General features: G+C 59.5%; 23 protein-coding genes, 2 tRNA genes and 3 rRNA genes. 12 read left to right on the plus strand and 16 right to left on the minus strand.

Annotation, left to right across the window (positions count from 1 at the left end; genetic code table 11):
* Positions 1-84 precede the first annotated feature (84 nt).
* The 5 genes from rrf to LU682_RS19740 all read right to left on the minus strand — a co-directional run bounded on the left by rrf (position 85) and on the right by LU682_RS19740 (position 5,277).
* A 5S ribosomal RNA gene (gene rrf, locus LU682_RS19720) occupies positions 85-200 on the minus strand.
* Positions 201-342: 142 nt separating this feature from the next.
* Positions 343-3,235, minus strand: a 23S ribosomal RNA gene (locus LU682_RS19725).
* 243 nt (positions 3,236-3,478) lie between these two features.
* Positions 3,479-3,554, minus strand: a tRNA-Ala gene (locus LU682_RS19730).
* A 24-nt stretch (positions 3,555-3,578) separates the two neighbouring features.
* Positions 3,579-3,655 (minus strand) — tRNA-Ile (locus LU682_RS19735).
* 85 nt (positions 3,656-3,740) lie between these two features.
* Positions 3,741-5,277, minus strand: a 16S ribosomal RNA gene (locus LU682_RS19740).
* The 16S, 23S and 5S rRNA genes sit together here with 2 tRNA genes alongside, the layout of an rRNA operon.
* Positions 5,278-5,750: 473 nt before the next feature.
* Between LU682_RS19740 and rhtA the strand changes: the two genes are divergently transcribed.
* Positions 5,751-6,638, plus strand: a complete 888-nt coding sequence (rhtA, locus tag LU682_RS19745) for a threonine/homoserine exporter RhtA (RefSeq protein ID WP_010953215.1) — start codon at positions 5,751-5,753, stop codon at positions 6,636-6,638.
* A 191-nt stretch (positions 6,639-6,829) separates the two neighbouring features.
* Entirely contained in the window at positions 6,830-7,111 is a 282-nt protein-coding gene (locus tag LU682_RS19750; RefSeq protein WP_014591706.1) for a hypothetical protein, read from the plus strand.
* A gap of 39 nt (positions 7,112-7,150) precedes the next feature.
* On the opposite strand, the gene LU682_RS19755 is transcribed toward LU682_RS19750, so the two are convergent.
* A complete protein-coding gene (locus LU682_RS19755) occupies positions 7,151-8,959 on the minus strand; it encodes an aminopeptidase P family protein (RefSeq protein WP_049588162.1) in 1,809 nt (602 codons plus the stop codon).
* Positions 8,960-9,179: 220 nt separating this feature from the next.
* On the opposite strand from LU682_RS19755, the gene LU682_RS19760 reads away from it, so the two are divergent.
* Both LU682_RS19760 and LU682_RS19765 read left to right on the plus strand, forming a co-directional pair.
* On the plus strand, positions 9,180-10,298 hold the full coding sequence (locus LU682_RS19760; protein ID WP_010953213.1) for a DUF3182 family protein: 1,119 nt from the start codon (positions 9,180-9,182) through the stop codon (positions 10,296-10,298).
* A complete protein-coding gene (locus tag LU682_RS19765; protein WP_049588163.1) occupies positions 10,282-11,052 on the plus strand; it encodes an alpha/beta hydrolase family protein in 771 nt (256 codons plus the stop codon). The genes LU682_RS19760 and LU682_RS19765 overlap by 17 nt, the downstream gene beginning before the upstream one ends.
* Here the strand turns inward: LU682_RS19765 and LU682_RS19770 are convergent.
* Complete coding sequence (locus LU682_RS19770) at positions 11,031-11,411, minus strand: antibiotic biosynthesis monooxygenase (RefSeq protein WP_010953211.1); 381 nt, start codon at positions 11,409-11,411, stop codon at positions 11,031-11,033. The two genes, LU682_RS19765 and LU682_RS19770, sit on opposite strands and share 22 nt — an antisense overlap.
* 81 nt (positions 11,412-11,492) lie before the next feature.
* Positions 11,493-12,485, minus strand: a complete 993-nt coding sequence (locus LU682_RS19775; protein ID WP_010953210.1) for a GlxA family transcriptional regulator — start codon at positions 12,483-12,485, stop codon at positions 11,493-11,495.
* 82 nt (positions 12,486-12,567) lie between these two features.
* Between LU682_RS19775 and LU682_RS19780 the strand changes: the two genes are divergently transcribed.
* Positions 12,568-13,116 carry a cysteine hydrolase family protein gene (locus tag LU682_RS19780; RefSeq protein WP_010953209.1) on the plus strand — a complete coding sequence of 183 codons (549 nt, stop codon included), beginning with the start codon at positions 12,568-12,570 and terminating at the stop codon, positions 13,114-13,116.
* A 48-nt stretch (positions 13,117-13,164) separates the two neighbouring features.
* Here LU682_RS19780 and LU682_RS19785 read toward each other — a convergent pair whose 3' ends face one another.
* Positions 13,165-13,728 (minus strand): helix-turn-helix domain-containing protein, encoded by a 564-nt coding sequence (locus tag LU682_RS19785; RefSeq protein WP_003250134.1) that lies wholly within the window; start codon positions 13,726-13,728, stop codon positions 13,165-13,167.
* An 84-nt stretch (positions 13,729-13,812) separates the two neighbouring features.
* Here LU682_RS19785 and LU682_RS19790 point away from each other — a divergent pair, with 84 nt between their 5' ends.
* The 7 genes from LU682_RS19790 to LU682_RS19820 all read left to right on the plus strand — a co-directional run bounded on the left by LU682_RS19790 (position 13,813) and on the right by LU682_RS19820 (position 20,971).
* On the plus strand, positions 13,813-14,763 hold the full coding sequence (locus LU682_RS19790) for a DMT family transporter (protein WP_049588164.1): 951 nt from the start codon (positions 13,813-13,815) through the stop codon (positions 14,761-14,763).
* A gap of 150 nt (positions 14,764-14,913) precedes the next feature.
* Positions 14,914-17,829 carry a monovalent cation/H+ antiporter subunit A gene (locus tag LU682_RS19795; protein WP_010953206.1) on the plus strand — a complete coding sequence of 972 codons (2,916 nt, stop codon included), beginning with the start codon at positions 14,914-14,916 and terminating at the stop codon, positions 17,827-17,829.
* On the plus strand, positions 17,829-18,173 hold the full coding sequence (locus LU682_RS19800) for a Na+/H+ antiporter subunit C (RefSeq protein WP_003250128.1): 345 nt from the start codon (positions 17,829-17,831) through the stop codon (positions 18,171-18,173). The genes LU682_RS19795 and LU682_RS19800 overlap by 1 nt, the downstream gene beginning before the upstream one ends.
* A complete protein-coding gene (locus LU682_RS19805) occupies positions 18,170-19,849 on the plus strand; it encodes a monovalent cation/H+ antiporter subunit D (protein WP_010953205.1) in 1,680 nt (559 codons plus the stop codon). The genes LU682_RS19800 and LU682_RS19805 overlap by 4 nt, the downstream gene beginning before the upstream one ends.
* Positions 19,846-20,334 (plus strand): Na+/H+ antiporter subunit E, encoded by a 489-nt coding sequence (locus tag LU682_RS19810; RefSeq protein WP_010953204.1) that lies wholly within the window; start codon positions 19,846-19,848, stop codon positions 20,332-20,334. The genes LU682_RS19805 and LU682_RS19810 overlap by 4 nt, the downstream gene beginning before the upstream one ends.
* On the plus strand, positions 20,331-20,609 hold the full coding sequence (locus tag LU682_RS19815; RefSeq protein WP_010953203.1) for a K+/H+ antiporter subunit F: 279 nt from the start codon (positions 20,331-20,333) through the stop codon (positions 20,607-20,609). The genes LU682_RS19810 and LU682_RS19815 overlap by 4 nt, the downstream gene beginning before the upstream one ends.
* Positions 20,606-20,971, plus strand: coding sequence for a Na+/H+ antiporter subunit G (locus tag LU682_RS19820; RefSeq protein WP_003250107.1), 366 nt, complete (start codon positions 20,606-20,608; stop codon positions 20,969-20,971). Before LU682_RS19815 ends, LU682_RS19820 begins: the two co-directional genes overlap by 4 nt.
* Before the next feature lie 12 nt (positions 20,972-20,983).
* Here LU682_RS19820 and LU682_RS19825 read toward each other — a convergent pair whose 3' ends face one another.
* The 7 genes from LU682_RS19825 to LU682_RS19855 all read right to left on the minus strand — a co-directional run bounded on the left by LU682_RS19825 (position 20,984) and on the right by LU682_RS19855 (position 26,016).
* Positions 20,984-21,196, minus strand: coding sequence for a hypothetical protein (locus tag LU682_RS19825; protein ID WP_010953202.1), 213 nt, complete (start codon positions 21,194-21,196; stop codon positions 20,984-20,986).
* The gene (locus LU682_RS19830; protein ID WP_014591718.1) at positions 21,193-21,663 is read right to left on the minus strand and encodes a hypothetical protein; all 471 of its coding nucleotides are present in this window, start codon (positions 21,661-21,663) and stop codon (positions 21,193-21,195) included. Before LU682_RS19830 ends, LU682_RS19825 begins: the two co-directional genes overlap by 4 nt.
* 345 nt (positions 21,664-22,008) lie before the next feature.
* Positions 22,009-22,203 (minus strand): hypothetical protein, encoded by a 195-nt coding sequence (locus LU682_RS19835; RefSeq protein ID WP_012271507.1) that lies wholly within the window; start codon positions 22,201-22,203, stop codon positions 22,009-22,011.
* A gap of 178 nt (positions 22,204-22,381) precedes the next feature.
* Positions 22,382-22,786: a TraR/DksA family transcriptional regulator gene (locus LU682_RS19840; RefSeq protein ID WP_232857627.1), complete on the minus strand. Its 405-nt coding sequence runs from the start codon at positions 22,784-22,786 to the stop codon at positions 22,382-22,384.
* A gap of 35 nt (positions 22,787-22,821) precedes the next feature.
* Entirely contained in the window at positions 22,822-23,190 is a 369-nt protein-coding gene (locus LU682_RS30045) for a hypothetical protein (protein WP_232857628.1), read from the minus strand.
* A gap of 344 nt (positions 23,191-23,534) precedes the next feature.
* A complete protein-coding gene (locus LU682_RS19850; protein WP_010952894.1) occupies positions 23,535-24,836 on the minus strand; it encodes an IS4-like element ISPpu8 family transposase in 1,302 nt (433 codons plus the stop codon).
* A 406-nt stretch (positions 24,837-25,242) separates the two neighbouring features.
* Positions 25,243-26,016 carry an enoyl-CoA hydratase gene (locus tag LU682_RS19855; protein WP_003250095.1) on the minus strand — a complete coding sequence of 258 codons (774 nt, stop codon included), beginning with the start codon at positions 26,014-26,016 and terminating at the stop codon, positions 25,243-25,245.
* Positions 26,017-26,026 lie beyond the last annotated feature (10 nt).

A 26,026-nucleotide genomic window follows, 5' to 3' on the forward strand; every position in this document is an offset into this window, starting at 1 on the left:
AGTGATTCGAGCAGTTCCAGTTTTTTTGCCCACCAAAGACAAAACCCCTACCTGCATGCGCAGATAGGGGTTTTGCGAAATGAATCTTGACGATGACCTACTCTCACATGGGGAAACCCCACACTACCATCGGCGATGCATCGTTTCACTACTGAGTTCGGGATGGGATCAGGTGGTTCCAATGCTCTATGGTCGTCAAGAAATTCTGTTGCCAGAATGTCCAGATGGACAGCCCAGCGAATTCGGATATGCGATATTTGCGAAGCTCTTGTGTAAAGCACGAATTTTCGGGTCTTTCGTCTTCACCACCACAATCTGCGTAGCAGATTGCTTGGGTGTTATATGGTCAAGCCTCACGGGCAATTAGTATTGGTTAGCTCAACGCCTCACAGCGCTTACACACCCAACCTATCAACGTCGTAGTCTTCGACGGCCCTTTAGGGGATTCAAGATCCCAGTGAGATCTCATCTTGAGGCAAGTTTCCCGCTTAGATGCTTTCAGCGGTTATCTCTTCCGAACATAGCTACCCGGCAATGCCACTGGCGTGACAACCGGAACACCAGAGGTTCGTCCACTCCGGTCCTCTCGTACTAGGAGCAGCCCCTCTCAAATCTCAAACGTCCACGGCAGATAGGGACCGAACTGTCTCACGACGTTCTAAACCCAGCTCGCGTACCACTTTAAATGGCGAACAGCCATACCCTTGGGACCGGCTTCAGCCCCAGGATGTGATGAGCCGACATCGAGGTGCCAAACACCGCCGTCGATATGAACTCTTGGGCGGTATCAGCCTGTTATCCCCGGAGTACCTTTTATCCGTTGAGCGATGGCCCTTCCATACAGAACCACCGGATCACTAAGACCTACTTTCGTACCTGCTCGACGTGTTTGTCTCGCAGTCAAGCGCGCTTTTGCCTTTATACTCTACGACCGATTTCCGACCGGTCTGAGCGCACCTTCGTACTCCTCCGTTACTCTTTGGGAGGAGACCGCCCCAGTCAAACTACCCACCATACACTGTCCTCGATCCGGATAACGGACCTGAGTTAGAACCTCAAAGTTGCCAGGGTGGTATTTCAAGGATGGCTCCATGAGAACTGGCGTCCCCACTTCAAAGCCTCCCACCTATCCTACACAAGCAAATTCAAAGTCCAGTGCAAAGCTATAGTAAAGGTTCACGGGGTCTTTCCGTCTAGCCGCGGATACACTGCATCTTCACAGCGATTTCAATTTCACTGAGTCTCGGGTGGAGACAGCGCCGCCATCGTTACGCCATTCGTGCAGGTCGGAACTTACCCGACAAGGAATTTCGCTACCTTAGGACCGTTATAGTTACGGCCGCCGTTTACCGGGGCTTCGATCAAGAGCTTCGCTTGCGCTAACCCCATCAATTAACCTTCCGGCACCGGGCAGGCGTCACACCCTATACGTCCACTTTCGTGTTTGCAGAGTGCTGTGTTTTTAATAAACAGTCGCAGCGGCCTGGTATCTTCGACCGGCATGGGCTTACGGAGCAAGTCCTTCACCCTCGCCGGCGCACCTTCTCCCGAAGTTACGGTGCCATTTTGCCTAGTTCCTTCACCCGAGTTCTCTCAAGCGCCTTGGTATTCTCTACCTAACCACCTGTGTCGGTTTGGGGTACGGTTCCCAGTTATCTGAAGCTTAGGAGCTTTTCTTGGAAGCATGGTATCAACCACTTCGTCGCCTGAAGGCAACTCGTCATCAGCTCTCGGCCTTGAAATCCCGGATTTGCCTAAGATTTCAGCCTACCACCTTAAACCTGGACAACCAACGCCAGGCTGGCCTAACCTTCTCCGTCCCTCCATCGCAATAACTGGAAGTACAGGAATATTAACCTGTTTTCCATCGACTACGCTTTTCAGCCTCGCCTTAGGGACCGACTAACCCTGCGTCGATTAACGTTGCGCAGGAAACCTTGGTCTTTCGGCGTGCGAGTTTTTCACTCGCATTGTCGTTACTCATGTCAGCATTCGCACTTCTGATACCTCCAGCAAGCTTCTCAACTCACCTTCACAGGCTTACAGAACGCTCCTCTACCGCATCATCATAAGATGATACCCGTAGCTTCGGTGCATGGTTTGAGCCCCGTTACATCTTCCGCGCAGGCCGACTCGACTAGTGAGCTATTACGCTTTCTTTAAAGGGTGGCTGCTTCTAAGCCAACCTCCTAGCTGTCTAAGCCTTCCCACATCGTTTCCCACTTAACCATGACTTTGGGACCTTAGCTGACGGTCTGGGTTGTTTCCCTTTTCACGACGGACGTTAGCACCCGCCGTGTGTCTCCCATGCTCGGCACTTGTAGGTATTCGGAGTTTGCATCGGTTTGGTAAGTCGGGATGACCCCCTAGCCGAAACAGTGCTCTACCCCCTACAGTGATACATGAGGCGCTACCTAAATAGCTTTCGAGGAGAACCAGCTATCTCCGAGCTTGATTAGCCTTTCACTCCGATCCACAGGTCATCCGCTAACTTTTCAACGGTAGTCGGTTCGGTCCTCCAGTCAGTGTTACCTAACCTTCAACCTGCCCATGGATAGATCGCCCGGTTTCGGGTCTATACCCAGCGACTAAACGCCCTATTAAGACTCGCTTTCGCTACGCCTCCCCTATTCGGTTAAGCTCGCCACTGAATATAAGTCGCTGACCCATTATACAAAAGGTACGCAGTCACCTAACAAAGTAGGCTCCCACTGCTTGTACGCATACGGTTTCAGGTTCTATTTCACTCCCCTCTCCGGGGTTCTTTTCGCCTTTCCCTCACGGTACTGGTTCACTATCGGTCAGTCAGTAGTATTTAGCCTTGGAGGATGGTCCCCCCATATTCAGACAAAGTTTCTCGTGCTCCGTCCTACTCGATTTCATTGACAAGAGATTTTCGTGTACGGGGCTATCACCCACTATGGCCGCACTTTCCAGAGCGTTCCACTAATCTCAAATCAACTTAAGGGCTGGTCCCCGTTCGCTCGCCACTACTAAGGGAATCTCGGTTGATTTCTTTTCCTCAGGGTACTTAGATGTTTCAGTTCCCCTGGTTCGCCTCTTGCACCTATGTATTCAGTACAAGATAACCAGCTTATGCTGGCTGGGTTCCCCCATTCAGAGATCTCTGGATCACAGTCTGTTTGCCGACTCCCCAAAGCTTATCGCAGGCTACCACGTCTTTCATCGCCTCTGACTGCCAAGGCATCCACCGTATGCGCTTCTTCACTTGACCATATAACCCCAAGCAATCTGGTTATACTGTGAAGACGACATTCGCCGAAAATTCGTACGTTGCTCTTTCGAGCAGAACTCACAAATTTTACCTTAGCCTGATCCACCAGCAGTGAAACTGGTGTTCAGTCTATATCTATCACATATCCGAATTTTTAAAGAACGATCTGACAAAAGTCAGAAATCAACATTCGAACTGAATGTTCATTTCTAAGTTCTGACAAGTGACTGCGTACGGCGAAAGTGGTGGAGCCAAGCGGGATCGAACCGCTGACCTCCTGCGTGCAAGGCAGGCGCTCTCCCAGCTGAGCTATGGCCCCGTATTCTACGGCTGAACCATGTAATGGTAGGTCTGGGCAGATTTGAACTGCCGACCTCACCCTTATCAGGGGTGCGCTCTAACCAACTGAGCTACAGACCTATAACAGGGTCGCGTTACAGCATCGTCTTTTACAATGAATCAAGCAATTCGTGTGGGAGCTCATCAGCAGGCTGATGTCGTCGATTAAGGAGGTGATCCAGCCGCAGGTTCCCCTACGGCTACCTTGTTACGACTTCACCCCAGTCATGAATCACACCGTGGTAACCGTCCCCCCGAAGGTTAGACTAGCTACTTCTGGTGCAACCCACTCCCATGGTGTGACGGGCGGTGTGTACAAGGCCCGGGAACGTATTCACCGCGACATTCTGATTCGCGATTACTAGCGATTCCGACTTCACGCAGTCGAGTTGCAGACTGCGATCCGGACTACGATCGGTTTTGTGAGATTAGCTCCACCTCGCGGCTTGGCAACCCTCTGTACCGACCATTGTAGCACGTGTGTAGCCCAGGCCGTAAGGGCCATGATGACTTGACGTCATCCCCACCTTCCTCCGGTTTGTCACCGGCAGTCTCCTTAGAGTGCCCACCATAACGTGCTGGTAACTAAGGACAAGGGTTGCGCTCGTTACGGGACTTAACCCAACATCTCACGACACGAGCTGACGACAGCCATGCAGCACCTGTGTCAGAGTTCCCGAAGGCACCAATCCATCTCTGGAAAGTTCTCTGCATGTCAAGGCCTGGTAAGGTTCTTCGCGTTGCTTCGAATTAAACCACATGCTCCACCGCTTGTGCGGGCCCCCGTCAATTCATTTGAGTTTTAACCTTGCGGCCGTACTCCCCAGGCGGTCAACTTAATGCGTTAGCTGCGCCACTAAAATCTCAAGGATTCCAACGGCTAGTTGACATCGTTTACGGCGTGGACTACCAGGGTATCTAATCCTGTTTGCTCCCCACGCTTTCGCACCTCAGTGTCAGTATCAGTCCAGGTGGTCGCCTTCGCCACTGGTGTTCCTTCCTATATCTACGCATTTCACCGCTACACAGGAAATTCCACCACCCTCTACCGTACTCTAGCTTGCCAGTTTTGGATGCAGTTCCCAGGTTGAGCCCGGGGCTTTCACATCCAACTTAACAAACCACCTACGCGCGCTTTACGCCCAGTAATTCCGATTAACGCTTGCACCCTCTGTATTACCGCGGCTGCTGGCACAGAGTTAGCCGGTGCTTATTCTGTCGGTAACGTCAAAACAGCAAGGTATTAACTTACTGCCCTTCCTCCCAACTTAAAGTGCTTTACAATCCGAAGACCTTCTTCACACACGCGGCATGGCTGGATCAGGCTTTCGCCCATTGTCCAATATTCCCCACTGCTGCCTCCCGTAGGAGTCTGGACCGTGTCTCAGTTCCAGTGTGACTGATCATCCTCTCAGACCAGTTACGGATCGTCGCCTTGGTGAGCCATTACCCCACCAACTAGCTAATCCGACCTAGGCTCATCTGATAGCGCAAGGCCCGAAGGTCCCCTGCTTTCTCCCGTAGGACGTATGCGGTATTAGCGTTCCTTTCGAAACGTTGTCCCCCACTACCAGGCAGATTCCTAGGCATTACTCACCCGTCCGCCGCTGAATCAAGGAGCAAGCTCCCGTCATCCGCTCGACTTGCATGTGTTAGGCCTGCCGCCAGCGTTCAATCTGAGCCATGATCAAACTCTTCAGTTCAATACTGCTTGGGTTTTTAAGAAACCCTAAACTTGGCTCAGCAATCTCAAATGACTATGTGATTTCTCGCATGGTCACTTGTGATGCTGATAATCTTTTTGACTATCAGTCCGTACTCACAAGCACCCACACGAATTGCTTGATTCGATTTGTTAAAGAGCGTTTGGTTAAGAGCTTTTCGTCTCAACCGAGGCGCGCATTCTACGCTTTCCTCAGAGCCTGTCAAGCGTTTATTTTGAAGTTTTTGCGAGAAACTCGTTTAACTTCAAATACTTGACTCAACACAGTGGCTAGCTTTGCTTCGCTACCGCGTTGGAGTGGTGCGCATTATAGGGAGGCCATCGAGAAGGTCAACCTTTAATTTCAATGATTTGAAATATTGCTGGTGAAGCCGCTTGAGGGCTACCACCTCCCCCACCAATTGCGCACTATATTGCTCACCATCTCCCCCGCCCAAGGATTTCCGCACTTAAATGAACACCCAACCCCGCAGCCTGGCCGCCACCCTCTTCCCGATCGGCCTACTGCTTATCGCCATGGCATCGATTCAGTCCGGCGCCTCCCTGGCCAAAAGCATGTTCCCGATCGTCGGCGCACAAGGCACTACCACCCTGCGCCTGATCTTCGCCAGCATCATCATGCTGCTTATATTGCGCCCGTGGCGGGTACGCATGACCGCCAACACGTTGCGCAATGTGGTCATCTACGGCATGGCACTGGGCGGCATGAACTTCCTCTTCTATATGGCCCTGCAAACGGTACCAATCGGTATCGCCGTCGCCCTGGAATTCACCGGCCCGTTGGCCGTGGCGATCTTCTCCTCGCGCCGAGCGATCGATTTCCTGTGGATTGCCCTGGCCATCGCAGGCCTGCTGCTGTTGCTGCCGGCAGGTCACAGCGGCCAGGCACTCGACCCAGTGGGCGCCGCCTATGCGCTGGGGGCGGGTGTGTGCTGGGCGCTGTACATCCTGTTCGGGCAACGTGCAGGGGCCGAGCACGGCATCCAGAGCGCGGCCCTGGGGGTGGTGGTAGCGGCCCTGTTCGTCGCCCCCATCGGTATCGCCCACGCCGGTAGCGCTCTGCTCACACCTGCCGTGATCCCCATGGCGTTTGCCGTTGCAATACTGTCCACCGCCCTGCCATACAGCCTGGAAATGGTTGCCCTCACGCGGATTCCGGCGCGCACGTTCGGCACCCTGATGAGCATCGAACCGGCATTTGGCGCATTGTCCGGCCTGCTTTTCCTCGGCGAGGTGCTGACGCTCACTCAATGGCTGGCGATTCTGGCAATCATTACCGCCTCGGTCGGCACCACCCTGTCCATGCGCAAGGCGCCCAGCCCGGCCATCGCAGCAGACTGATATGAGAAATATTTTCATTTGAGAAAGGATTAATGATTGTAGCAGCCTGTCTCGCTGATTAAGCTGTCACAGAATCATCATCTTTACGCTATCTACTGGGCCGAACACGGACGCTGGGGAAGGTTCAGGAAGAACCGAAGCGACAACGACAGGGTCGTGACAACTGATTTGCCCTGCATTTAAGGACAGGAATGAAACGAATTTTTCTCATCCTGGCCATCTTGGCCATTGCTGGATGTGCCGCCACAGCCAAGACCGAGGTCAAAAGGGGCAAGAAGGGCCTGCATATCAATTGCTCCGGTCTTTCTTCCTCATGGGACAATTGCTACAGCAAGGCCGCAAGCGCCTGCAGCACGCGCGGCTACCGGGTCATTGCGCGCTCGGGCGATAGCGATGAAGAGGCCGGTGACTATTTGTTCGGCATCAACCCGGCGGGCTACACCAGCCGGAGCATGATCATCATCTGTAAATAGAGAAAAGGGCAGTTCGCAAACTGCCCTTTTTCCGCTGCGTTACAGCGGTGCAGTACGCATCTCCAGCCAGGCTAGCGCATCCCCTTGGAGCAAGGGCGCCAGGCGCTCATGTACGCAGGCGTGGTAGCCGTTCAGCCACTCCACCTCCTCCTTGGTCAGCAACTCGGGCAACAGACAGCGGGTGTCGATAGGGCACAGCGTCAAGGTTTCGAACTGCAGGAAGTCACCAAAGGCACTCTTCCCCGCTTCTCGGTTGACCACCAGGTTCTCGATGCGAACGCCCCACAGCCCCGGGCGGTACGTACCCGGCTCGATCGAGCTGATCATGCCCACTTGCATCGCCGTCTGCGGTGCAGGTGCCGCCTGGTAGGCGATCACTTGAGGCCCCTCATGCACGTTCATGAAGTAGCCCACGCCGTGGCCGGTACCATGGCCATAGTCGACCTGGTCAGCCCAGATCGGCGCCCGGGCAATGGCGTCGAGCAACGGCGACAGTACCCCTCGCGGGAACGTGGCACGCGACAAGGCAATCATGCCCTTGAGTACACGGGTGCAGTCCTGCTTCTGAGCCTGGCTGGGGTTACCGACCGGCACCATGCGGGTGATGTCGGTAGTGCCGCCCAGGTATTGACCGCCCGAGTCGATCAGCAGCAAGCCATTACCCTCGATGAGCGCATGCGACTGCTCGGTGGCCCGGTAGTGTGGCATCGCGCCATTGCCATTGAAGGCGGCAATGGTAGAAAAGCTCAGTGACACGAAATTCGGCCGTCGAGCACGCGCGGCACTCAATTGCTCGTCAACCGTCAGCTCGGTGATGACCTCCCGGCCGAGGTTCGCCTCGAACCAGGCGAAAAACTCGCACAAGGCTGCGCCGTCCTGCTCCATGACCTGGCGAATATGCACCAGGTCGTCGTCACCCTTGCAGGACTTGCTCAGCGTGGTGGGGTTTAGCCCCTCGACAAGAACCACCTCTGCCGCCAGGTTGTCCAGCAGGCCGCAGGTGACCCGGGTCGGGTCCACCAGCAGCCGCGCCCCCGCAGGAACGGTGCCTAGCGCCTTGCCTGCTTCGCTGTAGTCGCGCACCTCGATGCCGTCGACCTCCAGCACATGACGCAGGTGCTCGTCCACCTTGTCCTGGCCCACGAACAGGATGGCCTGCTGCTGATTGATCAGGGCAAAGGCCAGGAAAACCGGATTGTAGGAGACATCGCTGCCGCGCAGGTTGAACAGCCAGGCAATGTCATCCAGGGTAGCGATGAAGTGCCAGTCGGCCCCCTTGGCCTGGATGCCCTGGCGCAGTTGCGCGAGCTTTTCCGCCCGGCTCACCGTGGCGTGGGGCGGCAGGTGCTGGTACACCGGGTTACCGGGCAGCGCCGGGCGCCCGTCCCAGACCTGACCCAGCAGGTCAATGTCTGTTACCAGCTGCGCTCCACGCGCCTTCAGCCGCTCAGCCAGCTGGCGCGCCGAAGCCAGGGCCATGACCGCACCATCCACTGCCACGCGACCGTTGGGCTCGACATTTTCGCCCAACCATTCCAACGCCCCGGGTTTGCCCGGCAACAGTTTCATCAGTTCGATGCCGCTGCCCTTCAGCTCCTGAGCTGCCTGCTCCCAGTAGCGGCTGTCGACCCACAGCCCGGCAAAGCCGGGGGTGACCACCAGCGTACCGACCGAACCATGGAACCCCGAAAGCCACTGGCGCCCCTGCCAGTAACCGGGCAGGTATTCGGAAAGGTGGGGGTCGGCCGAGGGGACCAGCAAGGCATCGATGCCCCCTGCCGCCATGGCTTGGCGCACGTGCACCAGTCGCTGCGGCACGCTTTGCTCAAGGGTGGTCTGGACGTTCATGCGCTCTCCTGCGGCTTCATAACGGTTGATCCAATAGACCGATAATGGAACAGCCGCCAGGGCGCTGCAATCGTGACGACCAAGATACGGCATGCCTTGCCCACGACGCCCTGTGCCAATAGGACACTTCCTACAACAGGACCAGGACCACCGATCAAGTTTCCCTGAACTTCCCCAGGACACCGGCTTCACACACAGTACATTCATTGCACACAGGCAAATGACCATGCCCAGTGGCATCGAACCGAAAGCCGGCGTGGTGTTGCTTGACACCCGCGACCACACGCCCGAACACGAGCACGGCGTTCATCTCAAGCTTGCCGAAGGCCTGGCACGTTTGCTGGGCTGCCCATTTATACAGCCCATGCGGCCGCCAGATGCAGCCGATGCCTACTATTATCTGCCAACCGAGACCCTGATCGACCCCAGACGATATGCCGGCTTGGGTATTTGCAGCGAACAGGACCTGTTTGGCGGCATGGTGCCGTACCCCTACATGGCGACCAAGGCGATCTCTCACCCGTTACCCGCCGGGGCCAGCTTCCCGCCAGGCTGGACCGACGACTTCGCCCGACAGGCCAGCGATGCCCTGCTGCGCGGCTACACCGTGTTCAGCAAAGCCGACGCTCGCACTGCCGCACAGTTGCTGCTGCTCGACGGCCCGCTGAGGGTCAAACCGGTACTGGCTTGTGCGGGACGCGGGCAACAGGTCATCACCACTGCAGATGCCCTGGAGCCTCTGCTGGCCGATATGGATGACCACACGTTGGCGCAGTGGGGCCTGGTGCTCGAAGAAGACCTGAGCGAGGTGCAAACCTTCAGCGTCGGCCAGGTGCGCGTCGCCGGCTTGACCTGCAGCTACCACGGCGCCCAGCAACTGACACGTGACCATCAGGGTACCGAGGTCTACGGCGGTTCTGAACTGGTGGTGGTACGTGGCGACTATCAGGCGTTGCTACAGCTCCCACTGGACGACCACCTGCGCCTTGCCATCAACCAGGCCATGGTTTACGAACAAGCCGCCGAGCAGCACTTCCCGGGCTTTGTCGCCTCACGTCGCAACTATGACATCGCCCGCGGCATCAGCCCTTCGGGCCATCTGTGCAGCGGGGTGCTCGAACAATCCTGGCGCCTGGGTGGTGCCAGCAGTGCCGAACTGTTGGCCCTGCAGGCCTTTGCCGATGACCCCGCATTGCAACGGGTGCGGGCTTCCACCCACGAAGTATTCGGCAACCCCGACCTGCCCGCTGATGCCATCCTCTTTTACCAAGGAAACGACAGTGAACTCGGACAACTCAGCAAATTTGCGCGGATTCGCGACCATGGCCATTCAGAGTGAAACCGTTGAACTGCAGGTCGAGAATGACCGCATCGCCGGCACCTTGGTCAGCCCGGGCACCAAAATGCCGGGCATTCTCTTCGTCCACGGCTGGGGCGGCAGCCAGCAACGTGACCTGGCCCGCGCCCGGCATATCACCGGACTGGGATGCGTGTGCATGACCTTCGACCTGCGCGGTCACGAAAAAACTGAAAGCCAGCGCCTCACGGTCACCCGTGAACAAAACCTGCAGGACTTGCTGGTGGCTTACGATCGACTGGTCAGCCACCCGGCAGTCGACAGCAGCGCCATCGCCATTATCGGCAGCAGCTATGGCGGTTACCTGGCGACTCTGCTGACCCGCGAACGGCCGGTCAGGTGGCTGGCCCTGCGGGTACCTGCCATGTACTGGGATGACGAATGGGGCAGCCCGAAGCAAACCCTTGACCGTCAACGCCTGAATGCCTATCGCCAGCGCCCCCTGGGCCCGACCGACAACCGCGCGCTGGCCGCGTGCGCCGAATTCGGCGGGGATGTATTGCTGGTGGAGTCCGAGCAGGATGACTACGTGCCGCACAGTACCTTGATGAACTACCGCTCGGCGTTCGTCAACGCCCACTCGCTCACCCATCGCATCGTCGACGGCGCCGACCACGCGCTGTCCAGCGAACAGAGCCAGAAAGCGTATAGCTCGCTCCTGGCGGCATGGATCAGCGAAATGGTCATCGGTGCCCGCCTGGATCGCTACCCGCACTACGCACCTTGGTATGCCTGAGGACCGCCCATCTGGCAATGCAGCACGCCATCGTCCCCGCGCACCAGGCTGCGCAGGGCCTGGTAGGCGGCGAAGTTGACACCGCGTGCCTGATGCTGGCCCAGCAGGTCAAGAAACGATTCCTCGACGAAGTGCACGGCCGCCGCAGCCCAGGCCTGGCGTGACTGCCATTGCAGGTACTGCAACACCCGGCAGCCATCGTCGCTGGCCTGGATGCTCACACCCTGCAGCCCTTCGCAACGAGCAGCCAATGCTTCACTACGCTCCACCAGGGCCTGAGCCAATGCTTGCTGGTACATACTGGGTACTTCGTATTCGATCATCTGGGTGAACCACAAGGCATGAGGTGTTGCCAACATCGACAGTCTCCTGGCTACGTACGCATGCAGCGCGATGCCGAGCAGGGTAAGACCTCAAGTAAAGTCAAGGTCAAGTGGTTTCTACAGACCCTGGCCGGATACCGCAAACCGCCGCCGATAGTCACTCGGAGTAAGGCCGATGACACGCTGGAACACCTTGCGAAACGCGCCCGGATCCTGGTAACCGACACCCCACGCGATCTGTTCGACGGTGCGCCGGGTAAACTCCAGCAAGCGGCACGCCCGCCCCACCCTCACCTGCTGGCAATACTCGGTCGGGCGCAGCCCGGTAGCGGCACGAAAGCGCCGCAAGAAAGTGCGCGCCTCCAGCCCCGCGCAGGCCGCCATCGTGGCCAGGTCGGCATCCTGCCCGCCATTGCCCTGCAACCAGTGCTGCACCTTCAACACGGCCTCGTCGCCGTGGTCCAGGCGCGGGTTGAACACAGCGCCGGGCAGCGGCGCCGCGACCGGATCGACGGCCAGATAGCGAGCGGTCTCCTGAGCCACCGTCGTCCCCAAAAAGCGCTCCAGCAGGCGCAAGCCGAGGTCCGTCCAGGCCATCAACCCTGCCGAGGTCACGATGTCGCCGTCATCCAGCAACGGCTGCTGAGCCTCTACCCGCACCCTGGGGAAGCGCTGGGCAAGCGCATGCACATAATTCCAGTGCGTGCAGGCCGGGCGCCCGTCGAGCAAACCGCTGGCGGCAATGAAAAATACACCGATGCATACCGACGCCAGCACCGTACCACGCCCGTGCAGCAGGCACAGCGGCGCGCGATGACGTTCGAGCAACTCGGCTTGCGGAGCTGACTCCAGGCTTGGCGGTATGATCAGGACCCGCAGGCCTGGTACGGTGACAGCTGAGTTATCCGACGCAGGCAACAACTGCCCTGTCTCGTCTGCCTGCCAGCAACTGACGCGAATGTGCGGCAGCTCGACGGCCCCCAGTTCGGCCGCCACCCGGTTGGCCACCAGGAACAGGTCGGCCAGGCCATGCACAGCGGCGCGCTGCACGCCGGGGTACAACAGCAAGCCGATATCCAGGTTAGCGCCGGTGTCAGTTTTTGCCCGCATAGTGTCGTTCGCGCCAATCCTCAGGTGAGTGAACACAGCCTATAACTAACGTCTCTCGACGACTACTGCCACAGGAGGCAGCATGAGCAAGCAGGCACTGATCATCATCGACATCCAGAACGACTACTTCCCCGGCGGCAAGTGGCCCCTCGATGGCGTCGACCAGGCAGCCGACAACGCCGCCCGCCTGCTGGCAGCAGCACGCCAGCGCGGCGACCTGGTGGTGCATGTGCGGCATGAGTTCGACACTGCCGATGCCCCCTTCTTTGCCCCCGGTTCGCAGGGTGCGGCCATCCACGCCAAGGTCGAGCCATTGCCGGGCGAGCCGGTGGTGCTCAAGCACAAGGTCAACGCCTTTCTCGGTACCGATCTTGAGCACACGCTGGACCGGCATGGCGTCGAGGCGCTGACCATCGTCGGCAGCATGAGCCACATGTGCATTGACGCCGCCACCCGGGCTGCAGCCGATCTGGGCTATCAAGTGACTGTGGCGCACGATGCCTGCGCGACCCTGCCACTGGCGTTCGACGGCAAGCAGGTGCCGGCGGCTCATGTGCATGATTCGGCGATGGCGGCGTTGGCGTTTGCCTATGCCAATGTGGTGAAGACCGACGAGCTGCTGAAAAGCTGATCGGCTTGAGACCTTTGGGGCTGCACAGCAGCCCCAAAGTCTGCAGGCTCAAATCGCCACATTGCGCACAAACCGAACAGCCACCACGCCATCGTTACGGTAGGCATACCGGCAGTTACTGGGGAACACATGGAACTGCCCCACCTGCAAGCGATGCTCGACCTCTTCGATGATCAGCGTCAGCTGCCCATCGATCACATAAATCTGCTCGCTCCAGCCTTCGGCGTCGGCCTCACTGTGATAGCACTCCCCCGGTGCCAGGGTCCATTCCCAAAGTTCCACCTCGCGCCTTGCCGGGCTGGTGCCCAGCAACACCGCTCGGCTCTGCGGGTGTTCGCCAGCCCACGCCAGCTCTTCAATGCGCCCGGGGTCGCGCAGGTCTGGCGCCTGGATCAGGGTGCTGAAAGCCACGCCCAAGGCTTCGGCAATCAGGTCCAATGTGGTCAGGCTGACATTCTTCTCGCCCGCCTCGATCGCGACCAGCATGCGCCGGCTGACCCCTGAACGCTCGGCCAGCGCCGCCTGACTCAAGCCGGCGGCGTTGCGCAGACTGCGCACATTGAGGCTGACATGTTGCAGCACCGATGCCCGGTGCGAAGAATCCTTGTGCACTATATTGCTCACTGGTCAAGATTGCGCAGTATACTGCCCACTTTTGCGGCGATTGTGCGCCGCCCTTTCCGAGTGTGCAAGACCATGAACCAGCCCAGCAGCAAGCCTACCCCTGCCGTCACCTTCCGCCTGAGCAAGGCCGAACTGGTGCTGGTATTCATCACCATGTTGTGGGGCGGCACTTTCCTGTTGGTGCATAACGTGATGACCGTCAGCGGCCCGATGTTCTTCGTCGGCCTGCGTTTTGCGGCAGCCGCGCTGTTCGTTGGTGTGGTCTCGGCGCGAGCGCTGCCCGGCCTGACCTTCACCGAACTGAAGGCCGGCATGCTGATCGGCGTGTCGATCATGCTCGGCTATGGCCTGCAGACCATGGGCCTGCAAACCATCAGCAGCAGCCAGTCAGCGTTCATCACTGCGCTGTACGTCCCGTTCGTGCCGCTGCTGCAGTGGCTGGTGCTGGGGCGGCGGCCTGGCCTGATGCCCAGCATGGGTATCTGCCTGGCATTCATCGGCCTGATGCTGCTGGCCGGGCCGGAAGGCGGCAGCCTGCGTTTCAGCGAGGGCGAACTGGTCACCCTGATCAGCGCCGTGGCCATCGCCGGTGAAATCATTCTGATCAGCCGCTACGCCGGTCAGGTCGATGTGCGCCGGGTTACTGTGGTGCAACTGGCGACTGCATCGCTGCTGGCGTTCCTGATGATCGTGCCGACCCAGGAGCGCATCCCCGACTTCTCCTGGCTGTTGCTGGCCAGTGCAGTGGGCCTGGGCGCAATGAGTGCAGTGATCCAGGTGGCAATGAACTGGGCACAGAAGTCGGTCTCGCCTACCCGCGCCACACTCATTTATGCCGGTGAACCGGTGTGGGCCGGCATCGTCGGGCGTCTGGCTGGCGAGCGCCTGCCTGGCGTGGCGCTGCTCGGCGGCCTGCTGATCGTGGTCGCCGTGGTGGTCAGTGAACTCAAGGTGCGGCGCCCTCGCGAAACTGTCGAAACACGCGATGTGCAGAACCCGGGCGAACGCCAGGCGGGGCTGTAAAACGGTCAACAGCGGCTATTCTTTGTAAAAAACTGTTATAAAAAAACCGCTTGTCACAGCCGGTTTGTAGGATCCTGCGACAGCTTGCGTGTTGGTGATAAACACCTCGGCACGTATGATTCTTTGCAAACTTCTCCAGAATAGGCCGCTATGTCCTTGATAGTGCTATTGCTTCTGCCGTTCGTGGGCAGTTGCCTGGCAGCTGTGCTGCCGCACAACGCACGTAACGCCGAGTCCATTCTTGCCGGGCTCGTAGCCCTGGTCGGCACCGTCCAGGTAGCACTTCTGTACCCTCAGGTTGCCCATGGTGGCGTCATTCGCGAAGAGTTCCTGTGGCTGCCCAGCCTGGGAATGAACCTGGTGTTGCGCATGGACGGCTTTGCCTGGCTGTTCTCGTTGCTGGTACTGGGCATTGGCGCACTGGTATCGCTGTATGCCCGCTACTACATGTCACCGCAAGATCCGGTACCACGCTTCTTCGCGTTCTTCCTGGCCTTCATGGGCGCCATGCTCGGCCTGGTCATCTCCGGCAACCTGATCCAACTGGTGTTCTTCTGGGAACTGACCAGCCTGTTCTCCTTCCTGCTGATCGGCTACTGGCACCACCGCGCCGACGCCCGTCGCGGCGCCTATATGGCGCTGATGGTAACCGGTGCAGGCGGCTTGTGCCTGTTGGTAGGGGCCCTGCTGCTCGGCCATGTGGTCGGCAGCTATGACCTGGACAAGGTCCTGGCTGCCGGGCATATCATCCGCCAGCATGCGCTTTACCCGGTGCTGCTGCCCCTGATACTCATCGGCGCCCTGACCAAGAGCGCACAGTTTCCCTTCCAGTTCTGGCTGCCCCACGCCATGGCAGCGCCCACACCGGTGTCGGCCTATTTGCACTCTGCAACCATGGTCAAGGCCGGGGTGTTCCTGCTGGCACGCCTGTGGCCGGTACTTTCCGGTAGCGAGGAGTGGTTCTGGATCGTCGGCGGTGCCGGCGCCCTCACCCTGCTGCTCGGCGCTTTCGCCGCCATGTTCCAGAATGACCTCAAGGGCCTGCTGGCCTATTCGACCATCAGCCACCTGGGCCTGATTACCCTGCTGCTGGGCCTTAACAGCCCGCTGGCTGCCGTCGCCGCGGTATTCCACATTCTCAACCATGCCACCTTCAAGGCCTCGCTGTTCATGGCCGCCGGCATCATCGACCACGAGAGCGGCACCCGTGACATTCGCCGCCTCAGCGGCCTGATCCGCCTGGTGCCCTACACCGCGACCCTGGCCATGGTCGCCAGCGCGTCGATGGCCGGCGTGCCGCTGATGAACGGCTTCCTGTCGAAGGAAATGTTCTTCGCCGAAACGGTATTCATCAGTTCCACCGCCTGGGTCGAGGCCACGCTGCCGGTAATCGCCACCCTGGCCGGCACCTTCAGCGTGGCGTATGCCCTGCGTTTTACCGTCGATGTGTTCTTCGGGCCGACAGCCCAGGACCTGCCCCATACCCCGCACGAGCCGCCACGCTGGATGCGTGCTCCGGTGGAGCTGCTGGTGCTCACGTGCCTGGTAGTGGGCATCTTCCCCACCCAGTCGGTCGGCCCCCTGTTGGCCGCTGCGGCCCTGCCGGTGGTTGGCGGTACCCTGCCGGAATACAGCCTGGCCATCTGGCATGGCTGGAACGCGCCGATGATCATGAGCCTGGTCGCCATGAGCGGCGGCATCGTCCTGTACCTGTTGCTGCGCAAGCAACTGCGCCTGGGCCGCTTCCCCTACCCGCCCGTGATCGAGCGCTTCAATGGCAAGCGACTGTTCGAACACGGCCAGGTTCACCTGATGCTGCTGGCGCGTCGCATCGAGCGCGTGCTCACCACCCGCCGACTGCAGTCGCAGCTGTTCATGCTGGTATTCGCCGCGTTCCTCGCGGGCCTCACGCCTATGCTGTATAGCGGCCTGAGCTGGGGTGATCGCCCGAAGATTCCCGGTTCGGGCGTGTTCGTCGCCCTGTGGCTGATCGCCATTGCCTGCGCCATCGGCGCCGCCTATCAGGCCAAGTACCACCGCCTGGCGGCACTGATCATGGTCAGCGTCTGCGGCCTGATGACCTGCATCACTTTCGTCTGGTTCTCTGCGCCCGACCTGGCACTGACCCAGTTGGTGGTGGAAGTGGTCACCACCGTACTGATCCTGCTCGGCCTGCGCTGGCTGCCACGGCGTATCGAAGGCGTGTCGCCGCTGCCGGGTAGCCTGGAACGCGCGCGCCTGCGCCGCCTGCGCGACTTGCTGCTGGCCGTGCTGGTGGGTGGCGGCATGGCGGTGCTGTCGTACGCCATGCTGACCCGACCGACGCCCAACGACATTTCCTCGTTCTATTTGAGCCGCGCATTGCCTCAGGGCGGCGGCACCAATGTGGTCAATGTCATGCTGGTCGACTTCCGCGGCTTCGATACCCTCGGTGAAATCACCGTATTGGTGGCTGTGGCATTGACCGTGTTCGCCCTGCTACGGCGCTTCCGCCCTCCGAAAGAGAGCATGCAGTTGCCGGCGCAACAACGCCAGTTGGCGCCAGACGTGGTCACCGACCTGATCAACCCGCGGCATGCCACTGATACCGCGCTGGGCTTCATGATGGTGCCTGCAGCGTTGGTGCGCCTGCTGCTGCCGATCGCCTTGCTGGTGTCGATGTACCTGTTCATGCGCGGGCACAACCAGCCCGGTGGCGGGTTTGTCGCTGGCTTGGTCATGTCGGTGGCGTTCATCCTCCAGTACATGGTGGCCGGCACCCAGTGGGTCGAGGCACAGATGAGCCTGCGGCCGCTGCGCTGGATGGGTACCGGGCTGCTGTGCGCGACCCTGACCGGGGTCGGTGCCATGCTGCTGGGTTACCCGTTCCTCACCACCCATACCGCCCACTTGCACCTGCCGTTGCTGGGTGATGTGCACGTGGCCAGCGCGCTGTTCTTCGACATCGGCGTATACACCGTCGTGGTCGGCTCGACGTTGCTGATCCTCACAGCCCTGGCGCACCAGTCGGTGCGCGCCTATCGCCCGGGCAACCCGGCAAAAACCAGCCAAGCAGGAGCCGCCTGATGGAAGAAGTGATTGCAGTCGCCATCGGCGTGCTGGCTGCCTCCGGGGTGTGGCTGATCCTGCGCCCGCGTACCTACCAGGTGATCATGGGCCTGTGTCTGCTTTCGTACGGGGTCAACCTGTTCATCTTCAGCATGGGCAGCCTGTTCATCGGCAAGGAGCCAATCATCAAGGATGGCGTTACCCAGGACCTGCTGCATTACACCGACCCGCTGCCACAGGCACTGGTGCTCACCGCCATCGTCATCAGTTTCGCCATGACCGCGCTGTTCCTGGTGGTGCTGCTGGCCTCGCGCGGCCTGACCGGTACCGACCACGTGGATGGCCGGGAGCGTGACGAATGAGTGATCTGAGTCAACTGATTGTCGCCCCCATCCTGCTGCCGCTGATTACGGCGGCGATAATGTTGCTGCTGGGTGAAAAGCACAGGCACATCAAGGCCAGGCTGAACCTGCTGTCTACCTTCTCCGGCCTGGCAATCGCGGCCTGTCTGCTGCTGTGGGTGCGCACCCAGGGCCAGGCAGCGTCGATCGGCGTGTACCTGCCGGGCAACTGGCCGGCGCCATTCGGCATCGTGCTGGTGGTGGACCACCTGTCCGCGCTCTTGCTGACCCTGACCGGGGTCATCGGTTTCAGCGCGCTGCTATTTGCCCGTGCCCGCTGGGACGGTGCAGGGGCCAGCTTCCATGCGCTGTTCCAGATCCAGCTGATGGGGCTGTACGGCGCCTTCCTCACCGCCGACCTGTTCAACCTGTTCGTCTTCTTCGAAGTGCTGCTGGCCGCCTCCTATGGCCTGCTGCTGCATGGTTCGGGGCGTGCGCGGGTGCGCGCCGGCCTGCACTACATCGCTATCAACCTGTTCGCCTCGTCGCTGTTCCTGATCGGCGCAGCGATGCTGTATGGCGTGACCGGCACCCTGAACATGGCGGACCTGGCGCTGAAGATTCCACTGGTACCGGAGGCCGACCGTGGCCTGCTGCATGCCGGCGCGGCAATCCTGGCCATGGCCTTTCTGGTCAAGGCCGGTATCTGGCCGCTGAACTTCTGGCTGGTGCCAGCTTACGCGTCAGCCAGCGCGCCGGTGGCTGCACTGTTCGCCATCATGACCAAAGTCGGCCTGTACGCCGTGCTGCGCCTGTGGACGCTGCTGTTCTCCGGGCAGGCCGGGGCCTCGGCGCATTTCGGCGGCGAATGGCTGGTTTACGGCGGCCTGGTCACCCTGGCGGTGGCAGCGGTATCGATCCTGGCAGCTCAGCGCCTGGAGCGTATGGCGGCACTCAGTATCCTGGTTTCGGCCGGCACGCTGCTGGGTGCGGTGGGTTTTGCCCAGGCGGCCCTGACCGGCGCTGCGCTGTTCTACCTGGTCAACTCGACCCTTGCACTGTGCGCACTGTTCCTGCTCGCCGAACTGGTCGAACGCTCACGCTCGGCCAATGAAGCGCCGCTGGACGAAGAAGAAGACGCCATGCCGCCGCCACTGGAATCGCTGCACCCGCCCAAGGGCATCAACCTCGACGATGAACAGCAGGTGGTAATCGGCCAGATCATCCCGTGGACCATGGCCTTCCTCGGCCTCAGCTTCATCGCCTGCGCACTACTGATCATCGGTATGCCGCCGCTGTCGGGCTTTGTCGGCAAGCTCAACCTGATCAGCGCGCTGTTCAATCCACTGGGCCTCGGCGTACCGGCCGAGCAGCCCCTGAGTGCCGCCGGCTGGGGCCTGGTGGCGTTGCTGATCCTGTCCGGCTTGGCCTCGCTGATCGCCTTCGGCCGCGTCGGCATCCAGCGTTTCTGGAAGCCCGAAGAGCGCCCGTCACCGGTGCTGCGGCGCTATGAATGCCTGCCCATCGTCATCCTGCTCGGCTTGTGCCTCATCCTCAGCTTCAAGGCCGAGCCGTTGCTGCGCTACACCCAGGACACTGCCGCCAGCCTGCAGGCCCCAGATGCCTATATCAAAGCCGTGATGGCCGCCCAGCCGATTCCTGGCCCCACCTCGCGCGACGTACAGGTGCAGCCATGAACCGACTGTTCCCCGCTCCACTGTTATCGGTCTCGCTGTTTGGCCTGTGGCTGCTGCTGAACCTCTCGGTCAGCCCCGGCAACCTGCTGCTGGGCGCCGCACTTGGCATACTGGCGCCACTGTTGATGGCGCCCCTGCGCCCGCAGCATGCACACGTACGGCGCCCCCTCGCCATCGCCCGCCTCATCTGCCGGGTCGGCATCGATGTGATCACCTCCAACCTGCTGGTGGCCCGTGGTGTGCTGCGGGCCGACAAGCAGCCGCCACGCTCTGCGTTCGTTCACATACCATTGGCATTGCGTGACCCCCACGGCCTGGCAGCGCTGTCGATGATCACCACCGTGGTGCCTGGCACAGTCTGGTCCGAACTGGCACTGGACCGCAGTGTGCTGTTGCTGCATGTGTTTGAGCTGGACGATGAAGCGGCCTTCATACAGCACTTCAAGGACACTTACGAACGCCCGCTTATGGAGATTTTCCAATGACAGGCCTGCTCGCCAATGCCGTCCTCGCCAGCCTGTTCATCTTCGCCCTGGCCATGAGCCTGGCGCTGATCCGGCTGTTCCGTGGCCCGTCCGCCCAAGACCGCGTGCTGGCCCTGGACTACCTGTACATCCTGGCCATGCTCACCATGCTGGTGCTGGGTATCCGTTATGCCAGTGACACCTACTTCGAAGGTGCCCTGCTGATTGCACTGTTTGGTTTCGTCGGCTCGTTTGCCTTGGCCAAGTTTCTGCTGCGCGGTGAGGTGATCGAATGACTGAAGCCCTGGTACTGCCGTTCTGGCTGGAGCTGGTCACCGCCGCGCTATTGCTCACCGGCAGCCTGTTCGCCCTGGTCGGTGCTATAGGCCTGGTACGCTTGAAAGACTACTTCCAGCGCATGCACCCGCCAGCGCTGGCCTCGACCCTTGGTGCCTGGTGCGTTGCACTGGCCTCGATCATCTACTTTTCGTGGCTCAAGGGCACCCCTGTGCTGCACGCTTGGCTGATTCCGATCCTGCTGTCGATTACCGTGCCGATAACCACGCTGTTGCTGGCGCGGGCGGCGCTATTTCGCAAGCGCATGTCGAAAGAGCCGGTGCCTGAAGAGGTCAGCAGCGGCCGAGACCGTGGCAATTGAAGGTTTGCCGTCTCAACCTTGGCTGAGGCGCTGCAACTCGCGCCGGACCATGGCGGCATACGGTGGCGGGCTGAGGCGATAGAGCTCAGCCGCTACCCAAGTCAACCAGGCGCCTTGCAGCTTCTCACGCCCGGCCAGCAAACGTTCTGCCTCAGCCACGGCATCTGCCTGGTGCTGCCGATGAAACTCGGCCCGCGAGGCTGGTGAGTCGTGACTGTCGGTCATTCACTGGCCTTGAAGGTGGTCAGTTCACCCTTGCGCCATTTGGCGACTTTGCCAGTCACTGCTTTAAGCAACTTGCCCAGGCCTTCCTGCACTTGCTGCTGCGCGGCGAATACCAGCATCACGCCATGGCCTTCACGAAATACGATGCCCTCGCCTTCCGGCACAGAAACGAAGGCGTAATCACCTACGCCATACACATTCAACTTGATGTCGCGAAAGCGCATTTCCAGCTTGCCACCTTCGCGGCTGGGCAATACGGCAGCACGAAAGTGGTCGCCGACTTTCAGTTCAAGGCGCTGCTTGTCATCGACTACCAGTGCACTCTCGGTGTCGATTTCGGCCATGTACAGGCCTTCGGGACTCTGTTCGGTGACATAGATGAAGCGGCCCTGAAACAGTTGGGCCAATTTACCGCGCAAGTCGCCCAGGGCGAACAACGCATGTGTATCAAGTGTGCTGACTGCCAATGAAGTAATCCTCAACCGGTTACAACCCGCCCTCACCCAAGCTCGGGGAGGCACGGCCATTTCTTATCGATAGGCAAAAAGAGTAATAAAGCGATATGCGAAATGTCTGTGCTCGCTGACGATGCAGCGCGCAGGAATCTTTACTCTGGTTTGCCAGAATCGCCTTCAACCGAAGGCGTTTGGCTCATTCCCGGCTTGGGAAGCGTGATGCCTGAAATCACTCGCCAGAAAACGCAACCAATGGCGTGAGCCTGCTAGAAGACAAGCCCTGGCATCCATGTGCGCATTACTGTAGGACAAATATGCCCGAAAACACCGAAACCCGTCGAGAGGCAATAAACATTTTCAGGCAGCCAGCCCTTTCTTCAGCTGCTGCTGCCAGGCAGCCTGGCACTCAAGCGCTTCTTCGCGCGTGGCGAAGGCGGTGCCGCGACGCTCGCCATTGACCAGCACTACCCAGCAAATACGCTTGCCCAGCGCCTGCAAGGTGGCCGGCACACCCGACCCTATCATCACAGCCACATCGACTCGGCTATTCATCATCCCCTCCGGAATTTAATTAGCACCCTAACGATAAAGCCATGATACGCCTGACAGTGGTGCGGAAACAGCGCATTGCGGTACAGCAGTGTTTCGTAAGGCGCAACAAAAACGGTCTCGTCGAGAAACGCAAAAAGCCCCAGGGATAGCTCCGAGGGGCTTGGCACCACGCGCGGTTTTATACCTGGCGCTGGTGGCGGTCGAGCTGCTCGTGGCGCTCCTGAGCTTCGATGCAGTACTTGGTGGTCGGGCTGATCAGCAAACGCTTCAGGCCGATGGGCTCACCACTGTCATCGCACCAGCCGAAGCTTTCGTCGGCAATACGGTCCAGGGCCATTTCAAGCTGTGGCAGCAGGCGCTGGTCGCGGTCGATGGCAATTACCAGCCAGCTACGTTCTTCTTCGACCGAAGCCACGTCGGCAGGGTCTGACGGAGTGTCCAGGCCTTCGATGGTGGTGCGGCTGAGTTCGATGCGTTCATGGGTTTCGACTTTCATCGCCTGCAGCAGCTCAGTAAAGAAGGCAAGCTGGTCGGCGTTCATGTAGTCATCGGCCGACATGGCCAGCAACTGTTCCTTGGTCATCGATTTCTCTATGAAAAAATGTGCATTTGGGCGATTCATGTGCCGTCGATGCCTATGCATCGCCAGCGGAATTCTTCAAGCGCCAACCGGCACTCTTTTACAGGGGGCGGCAGTCTAAGGCGCCACGCCGCGTGGAGCAACTGCAAATGGGTGCGAATTTGCTTCCACTGCTCACAATCCGCCGGTCGGCACCCCAGCTCAGCTGCTGTGCCAGTAGTAAACTGAGATTCTGTGCCCATCCACCTGCTGTTGCCGTTGCCGTTGCCGTTGCCGTTGCCGTTGATCTTGATCTTGATCTTGATCTTGATCTTGATCTTGATCTTGATCTTGATCTTGATCTTGATCTTGATCTTCGCGACTTCAGGAGGCCGAACGCAGGCCTTGCGGAGGCAGGTGACGGGCATGGATGCCCGTCAAGCGCTGAGGCCCCAGGATGGGGCCTTCGGCGCGGTCCTGCCGGGAGCAAGGCCGGAGTGAGGGGACCCCGGAGCGCAGCGCAGGGGCCGGATGATGGGAGCGCAGCGTTTTTTGGTTACTTTTTGTCGCGTTTGACAAAAAGTGACTCGCCGTATGGGCGAAAAGGTGAGTCAGCGTCGCCATCGCAAATGGACGGTTCGCTGAGTCAAAACAGACGAGTTCGCTTCTTGCTTCTTGCTTCTTGCTTCTTGGATGTGGGCATTCACATCGAGTAGGTATTCATTCACGCAGGTGGCGCATAGTCACCTTTCCGCCCTTACGGCCATCCCTTTCAAGGTCTTTTGGTTTTGGCGGCTTTGATGACCCGATCCGTCGAAACATGAGCATGTACAGCCGTCCCTTGCACCCAGGCCTTCGCTTTGAGCACCTTGGGGCCTCGTGGGCTTTTCGCAACCTGTCTGGGCTGGATGTTTCTGGCCAGCTCCAGCAGGCGCTGAGCCAGGTTTTCCATCGGAACAACGGGCATGTACTCGGATGGCAGGGCAATCTGCATGCCTTCGTAACCCCCTCTGATCTGCACCGCCAAGTGATAGATCGAGGCTTCCCAATTCTCGGGCAAGGCATCGCGGTGAGCCTGTTCAACACTTCGCTTGAGCAAGGCCAGAACGTTGTATGCCAGCACGGCAGTGGTGAATCCAAGCAAGGCGGCTCGCGGACTGCCGAGGGTTTCAATTTCACTTTCCAGAATTGCTTCCAACCGCTGGAACATCCCTTCAATGCTCCAGCGGCGCCGATAGAAGTCTGCGATCTGTTGCGCACTGATGCTCTCGGGCAGGTTGCTCCAGAACATCAAGCTGTTATCACCTGAGTCGTTTGGTGAATGAAGCGTTAACTCGACACGTCGCCAGCGGTGCCCGCCTTTTACTTCGATGGATTGCTCGCGCACAGTGCCTGTGGCGACGGGCATCGGTGCTTGCCACTCACCTTCCTGGATCAAGCGTGGATGCTTGGCCTGCTGGCGAATGACAAATGATGTCTTCACCTGTTCGCACGCCTCCATTACAGGCAGCGTGCAGTAGAGACGGTCAGCGATCCAAACCTGATTGGTCTTTGCTTCAGCCAGCAACGGCAAAACACAAACTCGTTCGCTTGCGTAGGCGTCCTCGCACGGCTGGAGGTCAATTACCTGATCCAGGTCGGGGTCGTAAACCACCACCGAAAACCCGGGGCGAGCCGCTCCGCGCTCTTGGCGCAACGCGCCAAGACGCTTTTCGGTAGAGGCCAAGTGGCTGCCATCGACCACCCGAACTTGCCAATCAGGAAGCATGGCTGAGCAGCCCAACTCATGGATTGTCGGCGCCAAGCGCTGCGCGCAGCCTGTCACCAGAGCACGCAACAGGGCAGGTTCGGTTCGACTGATCTTGTCGTACAGAGCTGCCAGGCTGACGGGAAGGTCGTCCAGTTGTCTTGCCGCAGCATGCAGCGATGGCTTCAAGCCCAATGAAACAAGCGACATCAACTTGATAATGGTCGAGAACAGCAGCTCGCGAGAATACTGCCGTTGGCGGTGCTCCTCGAAAACCTGATCGACCCACTCCGGCGCAATGGCCTGCTCCAAGGCAAGTTTGGCCATTACGCTGGCGGGTGCTTTTTTCTCGAATCGCGCTAGTACATCAGCCCACATCGCTCGGGTCTTCCTGACTGGATTTCAGCGAATTCTACCGAAGACCTTGAAAGGGATGGCCCTTACGGCGGGTCACTTTTTGTCAAACGCGACAAAAAGTAACCAAAAAACGCTGGCTCCCATCATCCGGCCCCTGCGCTACGCTCCGGGGTTCCCTCGCTACGGTCTTGCTCCCGGGAGTACGCGCTGCAGGCCCCATCCATGGGGCCTCAGCGCTTGACGGGCATCCATGCCCGTCACCTCCCTCCGCAAGCCCTACGCTCGGCCTCCTGAAGTCGCAATCTGCGTCGCCTGAACTATCGCGCACTTAGAAGCAAAAGCCACGGCAACGGCAACGGCAACGAACCGAGTCTGATCAACGGTCCTTGAACTGTGCCTCACGCTTGGCGATGAATGCGGCCATGCCTTCTTTCTGGTCTTCGGTGGAGAAAGCCGCATGGAAGACCCGACGCTCAAAGCGAACCCCCTCGCTGAGGGTGACTTCAAATGCCCGGTTGACGCTCTCCTTGACCATCATGCTCACCGGAATCGACTTGCTGGCAATGGTCGCCGCCACCTTCAGCGCCTCTTCCACCAGCTCTGCCTGCGGCACGATCCGCGCCACCAGGCCTGCACGCTCGGCTTCTTCCGCGCCCATCAGGCGGCCGGTCAGGCAAAGCTCCATGGCCTTGGCCTTGCCCACCGCACGCGTCAGGCGCTGGGTGCCGCCCATGCCCGGCAGCACGCCCAGGTTGATTTCCGGTTGACCAAATTTGGCATTGTCCGCAGCGAGGATAAAGTCGCACATCATCGCCAGCTCACAGCCGCCGCCCAAGGCAAATCCAGACACAGCAGCAATGATCGGCTTACGGCGATTGGCGATGCGGTCAGCGTCGCTGAACAGGTCGTCGACGTAGATCTGCGGGTATTGCAGCTCGGCCATTTCCTTGATGTCGGCGCCAGCGGCAAAGGCTTTGGCCGAGCCTGTCAGCACCACGCAGCCGATGTTCGGGTCGCGCTCGAGCTGGTCCAGAGCCTGGTTGATCTCGCCGACAATCTGCGCGTTCAGCGCATTGAGCGCCTGCGGCCGGTTGAGGGTGATCAGGCCAACCTTGCCGTGGATGTCCAACAGGATGGTTTCGAATGCCATGCAGTCTGCT

The sequence above is a fragment of the Pseudomonas alloputida genome (assembly GCF_021283545.2).
Taxonomy (GTDB): domain Bacteria; phylum Pseudomonadota; class Gammaproteobacteria; order Pseudomonadales; family Pseudomonadaceae; genus Aquipseudomonas; species Aquipseudomonas alloputida.

What these genes read in the sequence shown, in the direction of transcription:
- rhtA (WP_010953215.1), top strand. Translation starts at nt 5,751, where the DNA reads ATGAACACCCAACCCCGCAGCCTGGCCGCCACCCTCTTCCCGATCGGC.
- LU682_RS19750 (WP_014591706.1), top strand. Translation starts at nt 6,830, where the DNA reads ATGAAACGAATTTTTCTCATCCTGGCCATCTTGGCCATTGCTGGATGT.
- LU682_RS19755 (WP_049588162.1), bottom strand. Translation starts at nt 8,959, where the DNA reads ATGAACGTCCAGACCACCCTTGAGCAAAGCGTGCCGCAGCGACTGGTG.
- LU682_RS19760 (WP_010953213.1), top strand. Translation starts at nt 9,180, where the DNA reads ATGACCATGCCCAGTGGCATCGAACCGAAAGCCGGCGTGGTGTTGCTT.
- LU682_RS19765 (WP_049588163.1), top strand. Translation starts at nt 10,282, where the DNA reads ATGGCCATTCAGAGTGAAACCGTTGAACTGCAGGTCGAGAATGACCGC.
- LU682_RS19770 (WP_010953211.1), bottom strand. Translation starts at nt 11,411, where the DNA reads ATGTTGGCAACACCTCATGCCTTGTGGTTCACCCAGATGATCGAATAC.
- LU682_RS19775 (WP_010953210.1), bottom strand. Translation starts at nt 12,485, where the DNA reads ATGCGGGCAAAAACTGACACCGGCGCTAACCTGGATATCGGCTTGCTG.
- LU682_RS19780 (WP_010953209.1), top strand. Translation starts at nt 12,568, where the DNA reads ATGAGCAAGCAGGCACTGATCATCATCGACATCCAGAACGACTACTTC.
- LU682_RS19790 (WP_049588164.1), top strand. Translation starts at nt 13,813, where the DNA reads ATGAACCAGCCCAGCAGCAAGCCTACCCCTGCCGTCACCTTCCGCCTG.
- LU682_RS19795 (WP_010953206.1), top strand. Translation starts at nt 14,914, where the DNA reads ATGTCCTTGATAGTGCTATTGCTTCTGCCGTTCGTGGGCAGTTGCCTG.
- LU682_RS19800 (WP_003250128.1), top strand. Translation starts at nt 17,829, where the DNA reads ATGGAAGAAGTGATTGCAGTCGCCATCGGCGTGCTGGCTGCCTCCGGG.
- LU682_RS19805 (WP_010953205.1), top strand. Translation starts at nt 18,170, where the DNA reads ATGAGTGATCTGAGTCAACTGATTGTCGCCCCCATCCTGCTGCCGCTG.
- LU682_RS19810 (WP_010953204.1), top strand. Translation starts at nt 19,846, where the DNA reads ATGAACCGACTGTTCCCCGCTCCACTGTTATCGGTCTCGCTGTTTGGC.
- LU682_RS19815 (WP_010953203.1), top strand. Translation starts at nt 20,331, where the DNA reads ATGACAGGCCTGCTCGCCAATGCCGTCCTCGCCAGCCTGTTCATCTTC.
- LU682_RS19820 (WP_003250107.1), top strand. Translation starts at nt 20,606, where the DNA reads ATGACTGAAGCCCTGGTACTGCCGTTCTGGCTGGAGCTGGTCACCGCC.
- LU682_RS19825 (WP_010953202.1), bottom strand. Translation starts at nt 21,196, where the DNA reads ATGACCGACAGTCACGACTCACCAGCCTCGCGGGCCGAGTTTCATCGG.
- LU682_RS19835 (WP_012271507.1), bottom strand. Translation starts at nt 22,203, where the DNA reads ATGAATAGCCGAGTCGATGTGGCTGTGATGATAGGGTCGGGTGTGCCG.
- LU682_RS19840 (WP_232857627.1), bottom strand. Translation starts at nt 22,786, where the DNA reads ATGACCAAGGAACAGTTGCTGGCCATGTCGGCCGATGACTACATGAAC.
- LU682_RS30045 (WP_232857628.1), bottom strand. Translation starts at nt 23,190, where the DNA reads ATGCCCGTCACCTGCCTCCGCAAGGCCTGCGTTCGGCCTCCTGAAGTC.
- LU682_RS19850 (WP_010952894.1), bottom strand. Translation starts at nt 24,836, where the DNA reads ATGGCCAAACTTGCCTTGGAGCAGGCCATTGCGCCGGAGTGGGTCGAT.
- LU682_RS19855 (WP_003250095.1), bottom strand. Translation starts at nt 26,016, where the DNA reads ATGGCATTCGAAACCATCCTGTTGGACATCCACGGCAAGGTTGGCCTG.